We start from the raw sequence: 17,334 nt of genomic DNA on the forward strand, positions 1-17,334 counted from the left end.
GCAGCCGGGTGGCCGGGGGGCCGGGGGCCGGATCACCCGATGAGCTCATCGAACAGGGCGACGGCCTCCTCCCACGGGAGGCCGGCGCCCTCGGCGTACGCGCGCTCGTACTCCGCCTCGCCGAGCACCCCGAGCAGCAGCTCACGGGAACGGGCGGACTGGCGCCGCAGCAGATAGGTGCCCTGCACCGTCAACTCGCTGTGCGCGCCGAAGAGTACGGTCAGCCCCCGGGCCGACTGCAGGTCACCCTCGGAGCGGGCCGCGAGGGCCAGGACGGCGACCGCGACCGGGAGCACCATCATCGTCACGTGCTGGGCGAAGACCGAGGCCGAGCCCGGCACCGCGCGCAGCAGCCGGCGTCCCTGACGCAACTGCTCCACGGCGGTGGGGATCTCACCGCGCAGGGCGGTCACCAGCGCGCGGGTGCAGCTGAACATCCCCTCGAAGACCTCGGGGACGGTCGCGCCGAGCTGGGTGTCCAGGGCCGAGAGCGTGTCCAGCTCGCGCTCGGCGTCCTCGTACTCGCCCCGATCGGTCTGCAACCCGCAGAGCAGCAGGTGGCCGAAGAGCCGCACCCTGCCGCCCGGGTCGTCGCCGGGGCGCAGCTCGGCCACGGTCCGGCGGACCAGCAGCTCACCGGCCGACGGGTCGCTCGCCATCAGCGCCTCCCCCAGCCGGATCCGGAGTGTCGGGATGTCCTGGCGGGCGCCCAACTCCTCGGCCAGCTCGATGGACCGCTCGTAGTAGTGCACGGCCGTGGCCGAGTCGCCCAGGTTGGCGGCCGTCTCGGCCCGCGCGGTGAACGCCTCGGCCATCCCCCAGCCGTCGCCGAGCCGGGTGTAGATCTCCAGGGCCTCGACGCCGTCCTCGGCGGCCTGCGACAGCTCGCTCGACAGGTCGTTGGACATCTTCGCCCGCAGTTGCAGCGCGAAGGCGAGCGCGCTGTCGTGGCCGTAACGGCGGCAGCCCGCCACCGCGTCGTCCAGCAGCTCGTGCATCCGGTGCATCCAACCGGAGAGGAAGCCGGCGAAGACCCGCAGCAGCGGCGTGACGGTGTACGACTGCGGCAGGTCGGGGCCGTAGACCGCCAGGATCCGCTCGGCCAGCTCGACGTTGCCCAGGTTGCCCATCACCTCCATGCCGGCGTCGAACTTGGACACCAGCAACTGCAGGCGCAGCTGGCGGCGCATCTCGTCCAGCACCGGCTCGGCGAGCGGCATCGGGTACTCCAGCGGCAGCCGGTCCAGCGGCTGCGGCGCGGGGGCGTCGGCGGCGTACGGGTCCGGGCCCAGCGCGGCCACTGCCGCGAACCAGCGCTGCGACTCCTCACGGTAGTTGCGCATGCCCCAGAACCAGGACATGCCCAGCACCAGCACCAGCGCGTCCGGCTCGCGGTTGCCGTCCACGGCCCGGCGCATCGCGGCCCGGATGTTGTCCTTCTCGCGTTCCAGCACCTCAAGCCAGTGCGCCTGGCGAGGCCCGTGCAGACTGAGTTCGGCGGTGCGTACCAGCTCGCGGAAGCAGGCCAGGTGGCGCAGTGCCACCTCGGGTTCGGCCGCCTGCGCGAGACGCTCGGCGGCGTACTCGTGGATGGTCTCCAGCATCCGGTAGCGCGGCGGACCCTGCGGGTCGAGGCCGGCCACCAGCAGGGACTTGTCGACCAGCGAGAAGATCAGCTCGGCGACGTCCTCGGCCGGCAGCTCGGCGACGTCGGAGCAGACCTCGGCGGCGTCCTCCAGGGTCCAGCCGCCCGAGAAGACCGAGAGCCGGCGCAGCACCGCGCGTTCGCGCTTGTCCAGCAGCTCCCAGCTCCAGTCGACCACCGCGCGCAGCGTCTGCTGGCGTGGCAGCACGGTCCGGCTGCCGCCGGTGAGCAGCGCGAAGCGGCCGTCCAGCCGGGCGGCCAGCTGAGCCGCGGTCATGCTGCGCAGCCGGGCCGCGGCCAGCTCGATGGCGAGCGGCAGACCGTCCAGGCGGCGGCAGATCTCGGCGCAGGCCGCCGGGTCGTCGGCCGGGTCGAAGCCCGCCCGGGCGGCGGCGCCGCGCTCGGCGAGCAGCCGCAGCGCCACCGGGTCCGGCAGCGGCTCGACCGGCAGGACGGCCTCGCCGGGCACCCCGAGCGGCTCGCGGCTGGTCGCCAGGATGGTCAACCCCGGGCATTCGGTGAGTAGTTGGTCGGCCAGCTCGGCGGCGGCCTGGATCAGGTGCTCGCAGTTGTCCAGGATCAGCAGCATCCGGCCGCGGCCGCAGTGCTCGATGATCCGGCGCAGCGGGTCCTCCCGCCCCTCGGCGGCCTCGGTCACCAGGCCGTGGTGCAGCAGGGTGCCGCGCAGGCCGAGCGCGGAGAGCACCGCGCCCGGGACGGCGGACGGGCTCTGCAGCGGGGCGAGTTCGGCCAGCCAGGTGCCGTCGGGCCAGCTGCCGTCGGGCCAGGCGCCGTCCAGCTGGGCGCCGTCCAGCTGGGCGCGGTGGCCGGCCTCGACGGAGAGCCGGGTCTTGCCGGAGCCGCCGGGGCCGGTGAGAGTGACCAGTCGGGCGCTGGTGAGCAGGGCGGCGAGCGTGTCGAGGTCCTGCTCGCGGCCGACGAAGCTGGTCAGCCGGGCCCGCAGGTTGCCGGCGGGGGCGGGTCGTACCGGGGTGAGCTTCAGAGCCTGCCGGGCCGGGGCCGGGGCCTTGGGGGCAGCGTCGGACGAGAGCAACTCGCGGTGGAGCTCGGCGAGTTGCGAGCCGGGGTCGACGCCAAGCCGGTCCGCCAGCGATCGCCGCACCGTCTCGTAGCGGCTCAGCGCCTCGGCCGTACGCCCGGAGCGGTGCAGCGCGCGCAGCCACAGCACGTGCAGCGGCTCGTCCAGCGGCCGGTCCGCGCAGAGGCCGGCCAGCTCGGCGGACACCTCGGCGGCACGCCCCAGCGCCAGGTCCGCGGCGATCCGCTGGCGCAGCACGTCGGCGCGCTGCGCCTCCAGCCGCACCGCGCTGCCCGCCCGGTCCGGCAGGTCCGCCAGCGCCGGTCCGCGCCACAGCGCCAGCGCCTCGCGCAGCTGCCGCGCGGCCTGCTCCGACTCGCCGGCCTCCAGCGCGGTGCGGCCGCGCTCGGCCAGCTGCTGGAAGCGGCCGAGGTCGGTGTCCGACCCGGTCAGCCAGTAGCCGCCCGGCCCCGAGCCGACCTCCTCGCGCCCGACGGTCCGGCGCAGCCGCCCGACCAGGGTCTGCAGCGCCGCGGCGGCGTCCTGCGGCAGCTCGCCGTCCCAGACCTCGCCCACCAGCAGCTCGGCCGACACCGGCCGCCCCTGGCGCAGGACCAGCGCCGCGAGCAGCGCCCGCAGCCGGGCGCCGCCGAGCGGGACCGGGGTGCCGTCGTCGTGATGGGCCGTGGTGGTACCGAGGATGCCGTAGTGCACCGGACCATTCTGTCGGTAGCCCGCGCGGAACCGGGACCGGGCTGCCCTCGTTCCTCTGTCACGGCCGTTCTACGGACGGGCCCCCGCAACTGGCATCATCGGTGGGGTTCCGCGCCAACCACCCAGCCCTCTCGGAGACCCGAACACGATGAGCTACGCCGACACGCACCGCCCACGCAGCGAGGAGCGCCGGATCAGCCCGGTGTTCTGGGTCCTGCTGGCGATACTGGGCACCTCCGGCTGGGCGGTGTGGACCGGCTACGGCACCACCGGCTTCGGCGTCTTCCTCTTCGTGGTCGCGGGCTGGATGGTCTCGCTCTGCCTGCACGAGTACGCGCACGCGCGCACCGCGCTGCACGGCGGCGACATCACGGTTGGCGCCAAGGGCTATCTGACGCTCAACCCGTTCAAGTACGCCAACGCGGTGATGAGTTTCGTGCTGCCGGTGGTCTTCGTGGTGCTGGGCGGCATCGGCCTGCCCGGCGGCGCGGTCTTCATCGAGCGGCACCGGATCCAGGGGCGGCTCAAGCACAGCCTGATCTCGGCGGCCGGACCGCTGGTGAACCTGGTCTGCGCCGTCGTGCTGCTGGTACCGGTCGGCGCCGGCTGGCTGGACGGCCTGCCCGCCACCCTGCAGGTCGACGGGTACCCGGTGAGCCCCTTCGCGGCCGCGCTGTCCTTCCTCGGCATGCTTCAGGTCAGCGCTGCGCTGCTGAACCTGCTGCCGGTGCCCGGCCTGGACGGTTACGGGATCGTCGAGCCCTGGCTCTCGCTGAAGACCCGCCGCGCGGTGCAGCCTTTCGCGCCGTACGGGCTGATGGCGGTCTTCGTCGTGCTGTGGCAGTCGCAGGTCAACCAGTGGTTCTTCGGCCTGGTCTACGACATCCTCGGCGTGTTCGGCGTGCAGGGCGGCTTCGCCGAGGTGGGGCAGTACCTGTTCCGCTTCTGGTCGCACTGAGCGGTCACACTGACCGGTCGTGCTGAACGGTCACTGCTGAGCGGTCGCTGCTGAGCGGTCAGAGCGGCTGGTCGGCCCTGGCCATCCGCTCCCGGCGCACGTAGAACCAGGCGATGTTGCTGGAGACGCCCGCCAGCAGCACCCAGACCACGCCGAGCCAGTTGCCCTGCACGAAGGAGACCACAGCAGCGGCCAGCGCGAGGACGAAGACGATCGAGGCGTACAGGGCGTTGCGGGGCATGGCGGCCGGCTCCAGAGGTCGGGGTGTGTCGCTCCCATTCTCACCGAAGCGGCGCGACGCCCCGCAACGGGGTGGCCCGGGGCCTGCCGTGTCGGCGCGCTGGGCGGCCCGCGATCTCCGGCGATCTCCCGTAATCTCCCGCGATCTTCACCGGTTCGAGGGGTCTCGCGCCGAACCGCCCGCCTGACCCGGTGGCCGGCGCCATCCTGGTGCGCATGGACGCGATGAGAGTGTCGGCCCTCACCGAGCAGCTCACCGGGCAACTCGCCGACCAGCCCGCCGGCACCGGCCTGCTCGCCGCGACCCGCGCCTTCGCCGGGGCGCTGCGCGGTTCGGTCAGCCGCCGCTCGGCCCGCGGCCTGCTGCTGGTCGGTACCCCGCGGCACGAGCCGTGGCACCTGGCCGCGCACCTCCAGGACGAGGCCGCCTGGTCGGGCGTCCCGCTGCTGGCGCCGACGCTGCTGCAGCACCAGGTCACCCCCGGCGCCCCCGCGCACCTGCGGCACGATCTGCACCGGCTGGCCGAGGCACGGCGCGGCGAGACGGTGCTGGTGGTCACCCCCGTCGCGGCGGGCGCCGGGCTGCTGGAGCGGCTGCACGGCGCGCGGCGCGCCGGGGCGACCGTCCTGGCGCTGGAGGCGGGCGACCGCGAGCTGGCCGGGCTGGCGCACGAGAGCCTGACGGTGGACAGCCCGGACGAGCCGGGCTTCGACCTGGTCCAGCACCTGGTCAGCACGGCTGCCGGGCAGCGGCAGCGGGCCGGCTCCCGGCTCGCCCGGCTGGTGGCCGGGTTGAGCACCGATCCGGCCAACCGCTGGTGACCCGGCGGGCAGGCACTCCGGGCGTAATTGCGTTGCCCAGGGCCGTCAGCGCGGCTCATCATGAACCCCCGTGAGCGACGATCCCCCGAATACCCTGCTGCGCCGACTGCGCCCGGACCTCTCCCCCTGGCGCGAGTCGCGCGACTTCCGACTGCTCTGGGGGTCGGGCTGCATCTCCTCCTTCGGCAGCTTCCTGACCTATGTGGCCGTCCCGCTGCAGGTCAAGGAGCTGACCGGCTCCTACCTGGCGGTCGGCCTGATCGGTGCCGTCGAGCTGCTGCCGCTGATCTTCTTCGGCCTGTGGGGCGGCGCTCTGGCGGACGCACTGGACCGGCGCAAGCTGGTGCTCTGCTCGGAGGCCGGGCTCGGCCTGCTCTCCGGCCTGCTGCTGCTCAACGCGCTGCTGCCGCACCCGGTGCTGTGGCCGATCTACCTGGTCGCCGGGCTGGTCGCGGCGGTGGACGGCCTGCAGCGCCCGGCGCTGGACACCCTGGTGCCGCGGATCGTCGAGCACGAGCAGATGACCGCCGCCTTCGCCCTGCTCTCGCTCTACCGCAGCACCAGTTCGGTGCTCGGCCCGGCGCTGGCCGGCTTCATCTGCGCCTTCGCCGGCGTGCAGACCGCGTACGCGCTGGACGTCGCCACCTTCGCCGTCTCGCTGCTGCTGCTGGTGCGGCTGCGCGCGGTGCCGCCGCCGACCGGCGCCGAGAAGCCGTCCGTGGCGGCGATCGTGGCGGGCGTCAAGTACGCCTGGAGCCGTCCGGAGCTGCTCGGCACCTACGTGGTGGACATCGTCGCGATGTTCTTCGCGTTCCCCGTCGCGATCTTCCCGTTCCTGGCCGACGACCTGCACGCGCACTGGGCGCTCGGCCTGCTGTACGGCGCCTCGGCGGTCGGCTCGCTGGTGGTCTCGGCGACCAGCGGGTGGGCCTCCCGGGTGCACCGGCACGGCCGGATGGTGGTGCTGGCCGCGCTCGGCTGGGGTGCGGCGATGGCACTGGCCGGGCTGGTGGGCAACGTCTGGCTGGTGCTGCTCTTCCTGGCGGTCGCGGGCGGCGCGGACATGGTGAGCGGGATGGGCCGGTCGACCATCTGGAACCAGTCCATCCCGGACGAGCTGCGCGGCCGGCTGGCCGGCGTCGAACTGCTCAGCTACTCGGTCGGCCCGCAGCTCGGCCAGGCCCGGGCGGGCGGAATGGCCGGGGTTGTCGGGGTGCGCGGCTCGGTCTGGATGGGCGGGTTGGCGTGCGTGGTCGGCGTGCTGGGGCTGTCGACCGTGCTGCCGAAACTGCTCGCCTACGACGCGCGGACCGACCCGCATGTGGCGGCCGTCCGCGCTCAGCGGGAGCAGACGGCCGCCCGACCCGACGCCGTCGCACCGGCGGCCTGACTCGGCGTCACTTGCCCCCTTCGCCCTGCTCGGTGGGGCGGTCGCCCTGCTCGGTGGGGCGACCGTCGGGTTGGGTGGGGCGGCCGTCGGGTTGGGCAGCCTGGTCGTCGTGCCAGCGCGGGTCGGTCTGCCACTCGCGGTTGCGCTCGGCGGCCGTCTCCAGCGCCCGACCGGCCTCCTCTCGGCTGGCGTACGGGCCGAGCCGGTCCTTGGCCGGGCACTCCGGGCCCTCCTCGACCTTGCCGTGCTTGACGCAGTAGAACCACTCGCCCGGCCTTCCGGTGGGCTTGCGGCCGAATCCCAGGGGCATGGCCTCTTCCTCTCGTCAGGGTGATCATTCCCGGTCACCCGCTTCGCACACGCAGCCGGTGGCGCGGCGGGCCCGAGGGATAGGATCGCGCCCATGGCTCACCTCGTTCCCGGCACCCAGTCCCCCGTCCGCAAGGTCCCGGCGCACATCGCCCGTCCGGAGTACGTCGGCAAGCCCGGACCGACCCCGTACACCGGGCCCGAGGTGCAGACCGCCGAGACCATCGACAAGATGCGGATCGCCAGCCGGATCGCCGCGCAGGCGATGGCGGAGGCCGCCAAGCTGATCGCCCCGGGCGTCACCACCGACGAACTCGACGCCGTCGCCCACGCCTACATGTGCGACCACGGCGCCTACCCCTCCGACCTCGGCTACCGGGGCTTCCCCAAGTCGATCTGCACCTCCGTCAACGAGGTGATCTGCCACGGGATTCCGGACTCGACGGTCCTCCAGGACGGCGACATCGTCAACATCGACGCCACCGCCTACATCCACGGGGTGCACGGCGACCTCAACGCCACCTACCTGTGCGGGGACGTCGACGAGGAGTCGCGGCTGCTGGTCGAGCGCACCCGGGAGTCGCTCAACCGGGCGATCAAGGCGGTCAAGCCCGGCCGTCAGATCAATGTGATCGGCCGGGTCATCGAGTCCTATGCGAAGCGCTTCGACTACGGCGTGGTCCGGGACTTCACCGGCCACGGGATCAACACCTCGTTCCACTCCGGCCTGATCGTCCCGCACTACGACAGTGAGCGGGCCACCGAGGTGATCCGCACCGGGATGACCTTCACCATCGAGCCGATGCTGACCCTGGGCACCTACGACTACGAGATCTGGCCGGACGGCTGGACGGTGGTCACCAAGGACCGCAAGCGCACCGCGCAGTTCGAGCACACCCTGGTGGTCACCGCGGACGGCGCGGAGATCCTCACCCTTCCGTAAGCACTTCCGTAAGCGGGCTGATCGGCTGCTCAGCCGATCAGCCACTGCTCCTCGGCGACCGCGCCCACCTCGGTGCACGCGTCCGTCAGCACGTCCAGCACGCGCAGCGGGTCCGGCAGCGGCTGCTCGGGGCCGCGCAGCCAGCGCACCTCCGAGCCGTCCGGCAGGGCGGCCGGGGGCAGCAGGGTGTACGAGCCGCGGCAGTGCCAGCGCAGGCCGGGGTGCTCGGAGACGGTGTCGGGGTGGGTATCCAACGCGCTGGACCACCACTCGTCCTCGTCGGCGGGGGTGCCACGGCTGGTGGTGAAGAAGAGGTAGCGCTCCTCGCCGACCGCCGCAACCGGGCCCTCGACGCCCAGCTCGGCCAGCCGCTCCAGCGCCAGCACGCCCGCCGCGGCGGGCACGTCCAGCACGTCGTGGGCGCGCCCGGTGGCGGTGATGAAGTTGGCCTGCGGGTCGCGGGAGAGCCAGCGGCCGAGCTGCTCGGCGTCGGTGGTGGCCTGCGACTGCCAGGCGAAGGAGACCGGGTGCTGGGCGGGCGCCGGACAGCCGACCCGGTCACACGAGCAGCGATGGCCCGCGGGATGAGCGGCCGGAGCCAGCGGGAAGCCGGCCCGGACGGCGCCGAGCAGCAGGTCCAGCCGGGCTGCGGGAGAAGTCACGCCGCCGATGTCCGTTCCGGGGTGCTGCCGATCGCGTCGCTGCCACCACGTCGTCCACCTGCTGCTGGCTTCCATCGGTCCCCTTTCGCACCTGCTGTGTCGGGTGTGGCACAGCGTTCGACGCAGTATCCGACGCAACGCCCCGCACCACCCGTTGCTTCCCCGAGTGCACCTGGTCGATCGCCGGACGGCCGGAGCCGGGGTCACCGGGCGGCCGACGCCTTTGGTCCACGGTGCGGAGCGCGAGAACAGAAGCTCGGCGGGCAGGCGCAGTTCAGCGCGCCACCCGACCCGCACGGGGCCGCTGACCCGGGTGAACCCCGGGGGCGTACAGAGCAGGATAAGGGAGTGCGGGGCTCTCGCGGACCGGGGGGTTACCGAGGCGTTTGGCCGGTGCCGGTTCAGGTGCGAGGCTGGTGCGATGAGGAGTGCGGAGACCGAATTCGTGGGCGGGCCACTGGACGGCCGGGTGCTGCCCGTACTGCTGTCCCCATTCAACGCCGTTCCCAAGGTCTACAGCGTCCCGGTGCCCGCGCACGGGGACGTCCCGGCCCAGACGCTGCGTTATGTGCGGGCCAAGCAGTACGACGCCAAGGGCCGCGCCCGGTGGCGGTACGAGTACGCACCGCCACCGGAATAACCGGCCCCTGTGGCCCTTCTCACCTTCCGCTCCGCCTTTTGCTACCCCTCGCCCTACCCCTCGTCGGCGAGGATCAGGTAGAGCTTCTTGCGGGCCTCGACCAGGACCGCGAGCCCCTTGACCCGCTGCTCCTCGGTGCCGGTCGCCATCACCTGGCGGATCGCGTGGTCCACCGAGGCCAGCGCCTGACCGACCTCCTGCACCGCCTCCCAGCCGACCTCGCGGCCGGTCTGCATCCACGGCTCCGCCGGACCCGCCTCAGCCTCGGCCCGGCCGGCCTCGGTCAACCCGAACAGCCGCTTGCCACTGGACTCCTGAGCCGCGATCAGCCCCTCCTCCTCCAGTAGCTGGAGGGTCGGGTAGACCGAACCCGGACTCGGACGCCACGCGCCCTCGGTCCGCTCACCGATCTCGGTGATCATCTCGTAGCCGTGCATCGGCCGGTCCTTGAGCAGCGCCAGCAGCGACGCCCGGACGTCCCCGCGCCGCGCCCTGCCACCGTGTCGCCCACGCCCCCGGCCGCCCCCGCCATGCCCGAACGGCCCACCGCCGCCGAAGGGCCCGCCCCCGCCGAACGGCGGCCCGAACGGCGGCGGCCCGAACCCCCCGCGCCCGCGCCCTTCACCACGCTCCCCCGGCATCCCCGGCATCCCCCCGAACCCGGGGCCCCGCCGCCTGCCGTGCCCACGCCTACGGCCACCGGGGCCGTACGAAAATTCCGCGCGCATGATGCGCACCACCTCTCGAAGTAGTGTCTCGATACTTCGACGATATATCGGTAACTGTCGCTCGTCAACGCCTACCGATAGTCGGTACCGCCCTTCCGTACCTACGCTGGGAGGACTGGTGAACGAGCGCTGGAAGGTGGGTCCGACCGTGCAGCCGAGTGAGATCGCCGAGGTTCTGAACCGTCCGCTCAGCCGGGAGCTCCTGGCCCGTGACCTGACCCGGCTGGCCTACGTCGCCACGGACGGCACGCCCCGGGCCATTCCGATCGGCTTCCACTGGAACGGCTCGGAAGTCGTCATGTGCACGTCGAAGAACGCCGCTAAGCTGCCGGCTCTGCGCCGCAACCCGGCGGTCGCGCTGACGATCGACACCGAGGTGCATCCGCCGAAGATGCTGCTCATCCGCGGTCGGGCCGAATTGGACGAAGTCGAGGGCATCCCGGAGGAGTTCCTCCAGATGAACGGCTCCTACACGATGACGCCCGAGCAGCGGGTCGAGTGGGAGGCCGGCGTCCGCTCGCTCTACGACGGCATGGTCCGGATCGTCGTGACCCCGACCTGGGCGAAGCTGATCGACTTCGAGACGACCCTCCCGAGCGCGGTCGAGGAGCTGATCCGGCAGCGGGACGAACGCGAACGCGAACGCGGTGCCTGAGACCGCGTGAAACCGGAGGCGCTCGCCGGGCAAAACCGTTGGAGGACCCGGCGGGTTCCGTGCTGGGATGGCGCGATGCAACGAGATACGTCGACGGTGGTGGATCGCGGCCAGTACCCGGAGGCGGTCACGCCCTGGGAGCGGGCGGCCTGGCGGGAGAGCGCCCTCGGGTGGGCGGAGCGTGAGCTCGCTGCTCGCGGGCTGCGCGAGACGGGGCAGCGCAGGGTGCGGCTGCGGCCGTGGTCCGTCCTGGTGCGGTTCACCGTCGACGGTCGGCAGCCCGTGTGGTTCAAGGCCAATCCGCCCGCCAGCGCCTTCGAGGCGGCGCTCACCTCCGCGCTGGCCCGCTGGGTGCCGGAGCACGTACTGGAGCCGCTCACCGTCGACGCCGGGCGCGGCTGGTCGCTGCTCCCCGATGGCGGTGAGCTCTTCAAGGACGTGCTCAGCCGCGGGCCCGCCGATCCGCGCGCCTGGGAGCAGCCGCTGCGCCAGTACGCGAGCATGCAGCGCGCGCTCGTCCCGTACGCCGAGGAGATCGAACGACTCGGCGTGCCCAGCGCGCGGACGGCCGCGCTCCCCGAGCTCTTCGACCGGGTCGTCGCCGGGAACAGCGCGCTGCGAGCGGACGAGCACGGCAGGCTGCGAGAACTCCGCCCGCGCCTGGCGGACTGGTGCGCGGAGCTCGCCGGGCTCGGCGTCGCCGACTCGCTCGACCACTCCGACCTGCACGACGGTCAGCTCTTCCACACCGAGGCGGGTCGCAGCACGTTCTTCGACTGGGGCGACGCCAGCGTCTCGCACCCCTTCTGCAGCTTCCTCGTGCCGGCCGGCAGAGCCCGCGACCAGCATGGTCCCGAGGTGCTGCCCCGGCTGCGGGACGCGTACCTGGAACCCTGGACGGGGGACGGTCGGACGGCGGCGGAACTGCGGCGTGCGGTGAGCCTGGCGTGGCGACTGGGCGCGATCGGCCGTGCATGCTCCTGGGGCCGGCTCTTCCCCGGGGCGTCCGACGCCACCGACGCGGCGGGTGCTGCGGAGACCGCCCGATGGATGCTGAAACTCCTTGAGGAGCCGCCGATCTAACCCGGTAGCCGGGTTGCCGGGTTGCCGGGTGGATCGGCGGCTCCTGTGCGCGCTGGGATCAGTTCTGGCTCAGGCTGTCGAAGTCGACCTCTCCGGTGGTGCCGCCGCCGTTGTTGTGGGCGGTCATGAAGACGCCCGCGTCCTGGGTGGCCGCGACGTCGGGAACGGTGGCGCTGCCGACCGTCGTCCAGGTGGTGCCGTCGGTCGAGTAGGAGCCGGTGTAGCTGCTGCCGGTCCGCACCAGCTTCAGCCAGGTCGGGTAACTGGCAGCGCCCAGGCCCGAATCGGACGGTGCCGAGTTGCTGTCCAGCTGGCCGCTGCCGGTGCTGTCCCACTGCAGCACGTAGCCGTTGCCGGGGGTGACCGCGAGGATCAGGTAGCCCGGCGAACTGCCGGGCGCCGTCACGTCGTTGCGGACCATGATGCCCGCCTTGGCCCAACTGCTGGTCGCTGCCTGGGCGGTGACCCGCACGATGGTGGTCGAGCCGTCGTGCTCGGCGCCGTGCCGGTAGACGGTGCTGTACTCGTCCGTGCTGCCCCACGCGTCGGCGCCGCCGCCGAGGATGCCCAGCTGCGTGCCGGACTGCCCGAAGACCGCCGTGGTGTCGCTGTAGGTCAGGTACGGCGACTGCACCGGGGCGGCCACCCGGACGGTACCGGGCGAGTCACCCGTGGTGTCGCCGCCGCTCCAGCGCGCCTTGACCGTCCCGGTCAGGGTGTCGGTCTCGATCGGCTTGGTGAGCACGGTCGGTGCGGTGATCCGGAAGGCCGCGATGGCCATCCGACCCGGGCGCACGGTGCCGAAGCCAGTGGCGGTGAGCGGCTTGACCAGCCAGCCGGCCGGCGCGTTCAGTCCCAGGGTGACGTTGCCGACCGCCGAGCTGCCGTTGTTGGTGAAGGCGGACGTCACGACGGCCGTGGGGCCGTTCAGTTGGGCCGGGATCGCGGTGTCCAGCGAGATGCTCGGCGGGAACGTACCGGGCTTGTCGGTCTTGGCCACCCGGTAGAGGACGGTGCCGTGGCCCGGGACGGCGGCGCTGATGGCACCCGGCGTCTCGGTGGTCCGCTTGCTCCAAAGGTCGTGCAGCGTATAGCCCTTGGCGGCGCCCAGGCCGACCGCCTGGGCGGTCGTGCTGATGGTCGCGGTGGTCGCGTTCTCGTTGAACAGGGCGACCGCGACGCTGCCGTCGGCGAGCGGCTTGGCGAGCACGTCCAGGCCGCCGCTGTTCGCGATCTCCACGCCCTGCTTGCCCAGCGGGTCCTGGTCGACGGCGATGACGTCGCGGTTGGTGTAGATCGCCATGGTCTGCGGGGTCGCGGTGCGCAGGTCGGCGCCGGAGATCAGCGGGGCGGCCATCGCGGCCCAGAGCGAGAACTCCGACTGGTCCTCGATCGGCGTCATGCCGTTGCCGACCTCCAGCATGTCCGGGTCGTTCCAGGCACCCGGCCCGGCCCCGGCCGCCAGCGCGACATTGGTGTGGAAGTTGCCCAGCATCGAGCCGAAGTCGGCGCTGATGTCGCCGGTGGTGCGCCAGAGGTTGCCGACGCCGGCGCCCCAGGAGGCGACGTTCTCGTTGCCCCAGTTGCAGAGCGAGTAGACGATCGGACGGCCGGTCTTGGCCAGCGCCGCGCCCATCGCCTGGTACCGCTGCTGACCGGGGATGTTCTGGTTGTTGCAGTTGTCGTACTTGAGGTAGTCGACACCCCAGGACGCGAACGAGGCGGCGTCCGCGTCCTCGTGGCCGAGGCTGCCCGGGTAGCCGGCGCAGGTCATCGTGCCCGCGCTCTCGTAGATGCCGAGCTTGAGCCCCTTGCTGTGCACGTACGCGGCGACGCCGGTGATGCCGTCCGGGAACTTGACCGGGTCGGGGACGAGGTTGCCCGCCGCGTCACGGGACTTGCTCATCCAGCAGTCGTCGATGTTGACGTACTGGTAGCCGGCCTGCTGCATGCCCGAGGCGACCATGGTGTCGGCGATCTGCTCGACCAGCTTCTCGCTGACGTTGCAGCCGAAGGTGTTCCAGTCGTTCCAGCCCATCGGGGGCGTCTTCGCCAGCCCGTTGTCCAGTGCGGCCGCCGGTGTCGCCGCCGCCGTGACGACGGCCAGCGGCGCCGCCGTCATGGCGGCGGCGAGCAGTGCGGCCCACGCCTTCTTCATGCCATCTCCTGGGTGGTGAGAGGTACTTGTGAGGATCGAGGTGTGGGAGCGGGGTGGGAGCAGGGTGGACGCGTGCGAGGTCCGTTGGCCATGCGCATGGCGACCCCAGGGAATCAAAACTCCACATCACCGGTCAATAACTAACACCGGATTGGGTGCGTCAACTCGCCACTCCCGCAGGCGACATGAGCATCACATCCCGATCCGTCCGGATTTCCACCACTCCGTCTTACCGGCATCCCGCCAGCGCCGCACCGAGGACACCCCGGCGGAATCACCCAACTTCGAACAGCCGCCACCTGCCATCGGCCCCCGTTCGGACGGTGGATACGATGACGAACTCTTGTCTGGGTACGACGTACGACCAACCACGGGGTGGGGACCATGCAGATCGGCAAACGTCACAAGGCTGCGGCCGGACTGGCGGCAGTGGCGGTGGTCGGCGCGATAGCCGCCTACGGAGTCAGCGACCTCGGCGCCAAGCACACCACGGCCGACGTGCAGACCGTCACCGCCGCCGACCCGCCGAGCGGGCCGAACCCGTCGCCCTCGACCGCGCCGAGCGGCCCCGCCAGCCCCTCGCCGAGCCCGTCCGCCAGCGCGTCCGCGAGCGCCTCGATCAGCGCCTCGCCCTCCCCCGGCCACTCGGCGCCCGGTACGGTCGCGCCGGCCTCGACCCGGCCCGGCACCACGACGGCGAAGTCCGCGCCCGCCCCCGCGCCCGCACCGGTCGCCAAGGCGGGGCCGGTCGCCCCGCCGCCCCCGCCGGTCGCCCCGCAGCAGACTCCGCCCGCGCAGGGCGGCTGCAAGAGCTTCAACGGCACCAACCAGCCGCAGAGCGCGGTCGGCTCCGCACTCACCGCCGCCGCCGGCAAGTCCCGCACGCTCACCCTGAGCAGCGGCGGCACCGACAAGCTCCCGCCGCTGCCGGTGAACCTGGTCAAGGCGATCGCCTGGCAGGAGAGCGGCTGGCAGTCGGCCATCCAGGCGTGCGACGGCGGCATCGGCACGATGCAGCTCATGCCGGCCACCGTGACCTGGATGAACGGCAAGTTCGGCACCAAGAACGACGTGCAGACGCTGGCCGGCAACACCGACCTCGGCGCCGAGCTGCTGGACGAACTGGTCGCCTACTACGGCGACTCCGACTTCGGTGGCAAGTACGACCTGACGCCCGACCCGGTCACCGGCAAGAACCCGCTGCTCGACGTGGTGGTCGCCGCCTACAACGCGGGCGCGGGCAACGTCCACTACAACACCACCAGCACGACCGACCCGACCACCGGCGTCACCACCGTCACCGGCGCCGAGGTGATCCCCAACCCGTCCTACGTCACCAGCGTCGAGGCACTGATGACCAACTGCAGCTGCCTGCACTAGAACTGACATACGAACAAAGCGCGTCGTCACAACGGCTGTTGGTGTCCACAGTCCACCGGCAGCCGTCCGGCGCTCTATCGTGGACGGCATGTCGTCGTCGCCATCGCCCACACCCACGCCCGCGCCCATCGGTCCGATCCGGATCGTGTCCCGCTCCTCGCCCATGGCCCTGGCCCAGGTGGAGCGCGTCCGAACCGAGTTGGCCGCCCTGCACCCCGGCCTGCGGACCGAGGTGGTGCCCGTCACCACCTCGGGCGACCGCTGGCCGGGAGCCCTCTCGGCGCTCGGCGGCAAGGGCGCGTTCACCAAGGAGGTGGACGCCGCGCTGCTGGCCGGTGACGCCGATCTCGCGGTGCACTGCGTCAAGGACGTACCCGCCGACCGGCCGCTGCCGACCGGCACGGTCTTCGCCGCGTTCCTGCGCCGCGACGACATCCGCGACGCCCTGGTCCACCCCGGTGGCCTCACCCTCGACCAACTGCCGCCCGGCACCCGGATCGGCACCTCCTCCGTCCGCCGGGTCGCCCAACTCGCGGTCTCACACCCGCAGCTGGTCTGCGTCCCGTTCCGCGGCAACGCCAACCGGCGGCTGGAGAAGCTGGACGCCGGCGAAGCCGACGCCCTTCTGCTGGCCGCCGCCGGACTGGCTCGGATCGGGCTGGAGGAGCGGATCACCGAGATCCTCTCGGTGGAGACGATGTGCCCGCCGATCGGCGCCGGGGTGCTCGCCCTGCAGTGCCGCGAGGACGACGCCGCCACCAGCGCGGCCGTCGCGGCCCTTGGCGACGCGGCGGCCTGGCGGGAGACCACCGCCGAGCGGATGTTCCTGCACGTCCTGCAGGGCCACTGCAACAGCCCGATCGCCGGCTTCGCCCGCGCCGAACGCGATGGCCGGCTCTCGCTGCGCGGCCGGGTCTTCTCCCCCGACGGCAAGACCGTCCTGGACGCCCACGAGTGGGCCGGCCCACTCGACCCCGCCACCCTCGGCACCTCGGTCGCGGTCGCCCTGCTCCGCCAGGGAGCGCGGGAGTTGATCGACAGCATCCCGCACTGAGCGGGCTGACCGGCTGACCGGCCGACCGGCTGGGTCACCCGCCCGCGGCACCAAGCGCCGCGTCGCACTCCTGACAGCGGCGCGTCCCGTGCTGCGGCGGGTACCACGGCTCGTCCGGACCGCCCGGCCGGTACGGCTCGTACTCCAGCGGCGCCGTGTCCAGCCCGCACAACGTCCGCGCCCCGCCCTCAGCCGCCGCGTGCACCCACCGCACCCGCGCCCCGACATCAACCTCGCCGGCGTCGAGCACTTCGGTGGACGACTCCAGCTCCAGAAGGATCACCACACTGCCCATACCCCGACCCTCCCCCGCAATCCGACGCGCCGCATCCCGGACATCGGTCTTGACCATTGCGCGGGTGGCCGAAAGAGTGCGGCTGTCCAGGGGCGGGTTCACGGTTGGCCAGGAGCTGACGCCCGACCAGGTCGCGGCGCTGCCCGGCGGCAACGCGCTGGTGGTCGGCGGCGATATCAATGTCGGCGACGGCAACACCGAGGTGATGCAGGGGAACGGCGTCTACGCCGGGCAGAAGATCGGCGGCAGCCGGTGAGGCTGCGCCAGCCTGCGCATTTCCTCCAGCACGAGCCGGCCAGGGTAGGCGCAGCTATCGACCTGCGAATGGAACCGCGTCGACTTCCCACAGCCAGGTTGCGCCTGTGGGAGTCGACGCTTAGCTGACCGCTACATTCCGTGGAGAAATATTGCGGAAAAAGTAAGATCAATTACGATCAGAACTACCATTGCAAGGCCCGCAATCCGACCGCGCCGCTCTATCTCACGATATCGCGGATGCTGACGGGCGGCAGGATCTCGAGCAGAGGGCATATCGGCGGGGAGTCTCCCCATCCAAAGCAAGGGGAGAGAGACCAGAGTAAAGCCAGATGCACCAACCCACAGTACGCCTCGGGAGTCA

At 72.2% G+C, this 17,334-nt stretch carries 17 protein-coding genes; 10 read left to right on the forward strand and 7 right to left on the reverse strand.

All coding sequences use genetic code 11. The features are described from left to right. Positions 1–32: 32 nt before the first annotated feature. The gene (locus tag P3T34_RS11830; protein WP_280665990.1) at positions 33–3,398 is read right to left on the reverse strand and encodes a BTAD domain-containing putative transcriptional regulator; all 3,366 of its coding nucleotides are present in this window, start codon (positions 3,396–3,398) and stop codon (positions 33–35) included. Between the two features lie 148 nt (positions 3,399–3,546). On the opposite strand from P3T34_RS11830, the gene P3T34_RS11835 reads away from it, so the two are divergent. Further along, on the forward strand, positions 3,547–4,356 hold the full coding sequence (locus tag P3T34_RS11835; protein WP_280665991.1) for a site-2 protease family protein: 810 nt from the start codon (positions 3,547–3,549) through the stop codon (positions 4,354–4,356). 58 nt (positions 4,357–4,414) lie between these two features. Here P3T34_RS11835 and P3T34_RS11840 read toward each other — a convergent pair whose 3' ends face one another. Then, positions 4,415–4,597, reverse strand: coding sequence for a hypothetical protein (locus P3T34_RS11840; RefSeq protein WP_280665992.1), 183 nt, complete (start codon positions 4,595–4,597; stop codon positions 4,415–4,417). A 215-nt stretch (positions 4,598–4,812) separates the two neighbouring features. Here P3T34_RS11840 and P3T34_RS11845 point away from each other — a divergent pair, with 215 nt between their 5' ends. Together P3T34_RS11845 and P3T34_RS11850 are read left to right on the forward strand one after the other, a co-directional pair. Next, entirely contained in the window at positions 4,813–5,418 is a 606-nt protein-coding gene (locus tag P3T34_RS11845; RefSeq protein ID WP_280665993.1) for a hypothetical protein, read from the forward strand. Positions 5,419–5,488: 70 nt separating this feature from the next. Then, positions 5,489–6,808 (forward strand): MFS transporter, encoded by a 1,320-nt coding sequence (locus P3T34_RS11850; protein WP_280665994.1) that lies wholly within the window; start codon positions 5,489–5,491, stop codon positions 6,806–6,808. 7 nt (positions 6,809–6,815) lie between these two features. On the opposite strand, the gene P3T34_RS11855 is transcribed toward P3T34_RS11850, so the two are convergent. Beyond that, positions 6,816–7,118, reverse strand: a complete 303-nt coding sequence (locus P3T34_RS11855) for a hypothetical protein (RefSeq protein ID WP_280665995.1) — start codon at positions 7,116–7,118, stop codon at positions 6,816–6,818. An 84-nt stretch (positions 7,119–7,202) separates the two neighbouring features. Here P3T34_RS11855 and map point away from each other — a divergent pair, with 84 nt between their 5' ends. Then, positions 7,203–8,060, forward strand: a complete 858-nt coding sequence (gene map / locus P3T34_RS11860; RefSeq protein WP_280671993.1) for a type I methionyl aminopeptidase — start codon at positions 7,203–7,205, stop codon at positions 8,058–8,060. Between the two features lie 29 nt (positions 8,061–8,089). On the opposite strand, the gene P3T34_RS11865 is transcribed toward map, so the two are convergent. Next, on the reverse strand, positions 8,090–8,797 hold the full coding sequence (locus P3T34_RS11865) for a bifunctional DNA primase/polymerase (RefSeq protein ID WP_280665996.1): 708 nt from the start codon (positions 8,795–8,797) through the stop codon (positions 8,090–8,092). Positions 8,798–9,143: 346 nt separating this feature from the next. On the opposite strand from P3T34_RS11865, the gene P3T34_RS11870 reads away from it, so the two are divergent. After that, positions 9,144–9,362: a hypothetical protein gene (locus P3T34_RS11870; RefSeq protein WP_280665997.1), complete on the forward strand. Its 219-nt coding sequence runs from the start codon at positions 9,144–9,146 to the stop codon at positions 9,360–9,362. Between the two features lie 53 nt (positions 9,363–9,415). Here the strand turns inward: P3T34_RS11870 and P3T34_RS11875 are convergent, their stop codons facing one another. Then, positions 9,416–10,012 carry a PadR family transcriptional regulator gene (locus P3T34_RS11875; RefSeq protein WP_280665998.1) on the reverse strand — a complete coding sequence of 199 codons (597 nt, stop codon included), beginning with the start codon at positions 10,010–10,012 and terminating at the stop codon, positions 9,416–9,418. 226 nt (positions 10,013–10,238) lie between these two features. Between P3T34_RS11875 and P3T34_RS11880 the strand changes: the two genes are divergently transcribed. Next, positions 10,239–10,745 carry a pyridoxamine 5'-phosphate oxidase family protein gene (locus tag P3T34_RS11880; protein WP_280671995.1) on the forward strand — a complete coding sequence of 169 codons (507 nt, stop codon included), beginning with the start codon at positions 10,239–10,241 and terminating at the stop codon, positions 10,743–10,745. Positions 10,746–10,820: 75 nt separating this feature from the next. Then, positions 10,821–11,828 (forward strand): phosphotransferase, encoded by a 1,008-nt coding sequence (locus P3T34_RS11885; RefSeq protein ID WP_280665999.1) that lies wholly within the window; start codon positions 10,821–10,823, stop codon positions 11,826–11,828. 58 nt (positions 11,829–11,886) lie between these two features. On the opposite strand, the gene P3T34_RS11890 is transcribed toward P3T34_RS11885, so the two are convergent. Further along, positions 11,887–13,950, reverse strand: a complete 2,064-nt coding sequence (locus P3T34_RS11890; protein ID WP_280671997.1) for an NEW3 domain-containing protein — start codon at positions 13,948–13,950, stop codon at positions 11,887–11,889. Between the two features lie 420 nt (positions 13,951–14,370). Between P3T34_RS11890 and P3T34_RS11895 the strand changes: the two genes are divergently transcribed. Further along, positions 14,371–15,366 (forward strand): transglycosylase SLT domain-containing protein, encoded by a 996-nt coding sequence (locus tag P3T34_RS11895; RefSeq protein ID WP_280666000.1) that lies wholly within the window; start codon positions 14,371–14,373, stop codon positions 15,364–15,366. A gap of 88 nt (positions 15,367–15,454) precedes the next feature. Further along, positions 15,455–16,420 (forward strand): hydroxymethylbilane synthase, encoded by a 966-nt coding sequence (gene hemC, locus P3T34_RS11900; protein WP_280666001.1) that lies wholly within the window; start codon positions 15,455–15,457, stop codon positions 16,418–16,420. Positions 16,421–16,454: 34 nt separating this feature from the next. Here hemC and P3T34_RS11905 read toward each other — a convergent pair whose 3' ends face one another. Beyond that, positions 16,455–16,715 (reverse strand): hypothetical protein, encoded by a 261-nt coding sequence (locus tag P3T34_RS11905; protein ID WP_280666002.1) that lies wholly within the window; start codon positions 16,713–16,715, stop codon positions 16,455–16,457. Between the two features lie 64 nt (positions 16,716–16,779). Between P3T34_RS11905 and P3T34_RS11910 the strand changes: the two genes are divergently transcribed. After that, the gene (locus tag P3T34_RS11910) at positions 16,780–16,971 is read left to right on the forward strand and encodes a hypothetical protein (protein ID WP_280666003.1); all 192 of its coding nucleotides are present in this window, start codon (positions 16,780–16,782) and stop codon (positions 16,969–16,971) included. Positions 16,972–17,334: the final 363 nt, after the last annotated feature.

Source organism: Kitasatospora sp. MAP12-44 (assembly GCF_029892095.1).
In the GTDB taxonomy this organism is placed as follows: domain Bacteria; phylum Actinomycetota; class Actinomycetes; order Streptomycetales; family Streptomycetaceae; genus Kitasatospora.

Bases quoted from the DNA above. Each gene is read 5' to 3' on its own strand.
- P3T34_RS11870 (WP_280665997.1), top strand. From the start codon at position 9,144: ATGAGGAGTGCGGAGACCGAATTCGTGGGCGGGCCACTGGACGGCCGG.
- P3T34_RS11905 (WP_280666002.1), bottom strand. From the start codon at position 16,715: ATGGGCAGTGTGGTGATCCTTCTGGAGCTGGAGTCGTCCACCGAAGTG.
- P3T34_RS11855 (WP_280665995.1), bottom strand. From the start codon at position 7,118: ATGCCCCTGGGATTCGGCCGCAAGCCCACCGGAAGGCCGGGCGAGTGG.
- P3T34_RS11895 (WP_280666000.1), top strand. From the start codon at position 14,371: ATGCAGATCGGCAAACGTCACAAGGCTGCGGCCGGACTGGCGGCAGTG.
- P3T34_RS11885 (WP_280665999.1), top strand. From the start codon at position 10,821: ATGCAACGAGATACGTCGACGGTGGTGGATCGCGGCCAGTACCCGGAG.
- P3T34_RS11875 (WP_280665998.1), bottom strand. From the start codon at position 10,012: ATGCCGGGGATGCCGGGGGAGCGTGGTGAAGGGCGCGGGCGCGGGGGG.
- P3T34_RS11865 (WP_280665996.1), bottom strand. From the start codon at position 8,797: ATGGAAGCCAGCAGCAGGTGGACGACGTGGTGGCAGCGACGCGATCGG.
- P3T34_RS11835 (WP_280665991.1), top strand. From the start codon at position 3,547: ATGAGCTACGCCGACACGCACCGCCCACGCAGCGAGGAGCGCCGGATC.
- P3T34_RS11845 (WP_280665993.1), top strand. From the start codon at position 4,813: ATGGACGCGATGAGAGTGTCGGCCCTCACCGAGCAGCTCACCGGGCAA.
- hemC (WP_280666001.1), top strand. From the start codon at position 15,455: ATGTCGTCGTCGCCATCGCCCACACCCACGCCCGCGCCCATCGGTCCG.
- P3T34_RS11890 (WP_280671997.1), bottom strand. From the start codon at position 13,950: ATGACGGCGGCGCCGCTGGCCGTCGTCACGGCGGCGGCGACACCGGCG.
- P3T34_RS11840 (WP_280665992.1), bottom strand. From the start codon at position 4,597: ATGCCCCGCAACGCCCTGTACGCCTCGATCGTCTTCGTCCTCGCGCTG.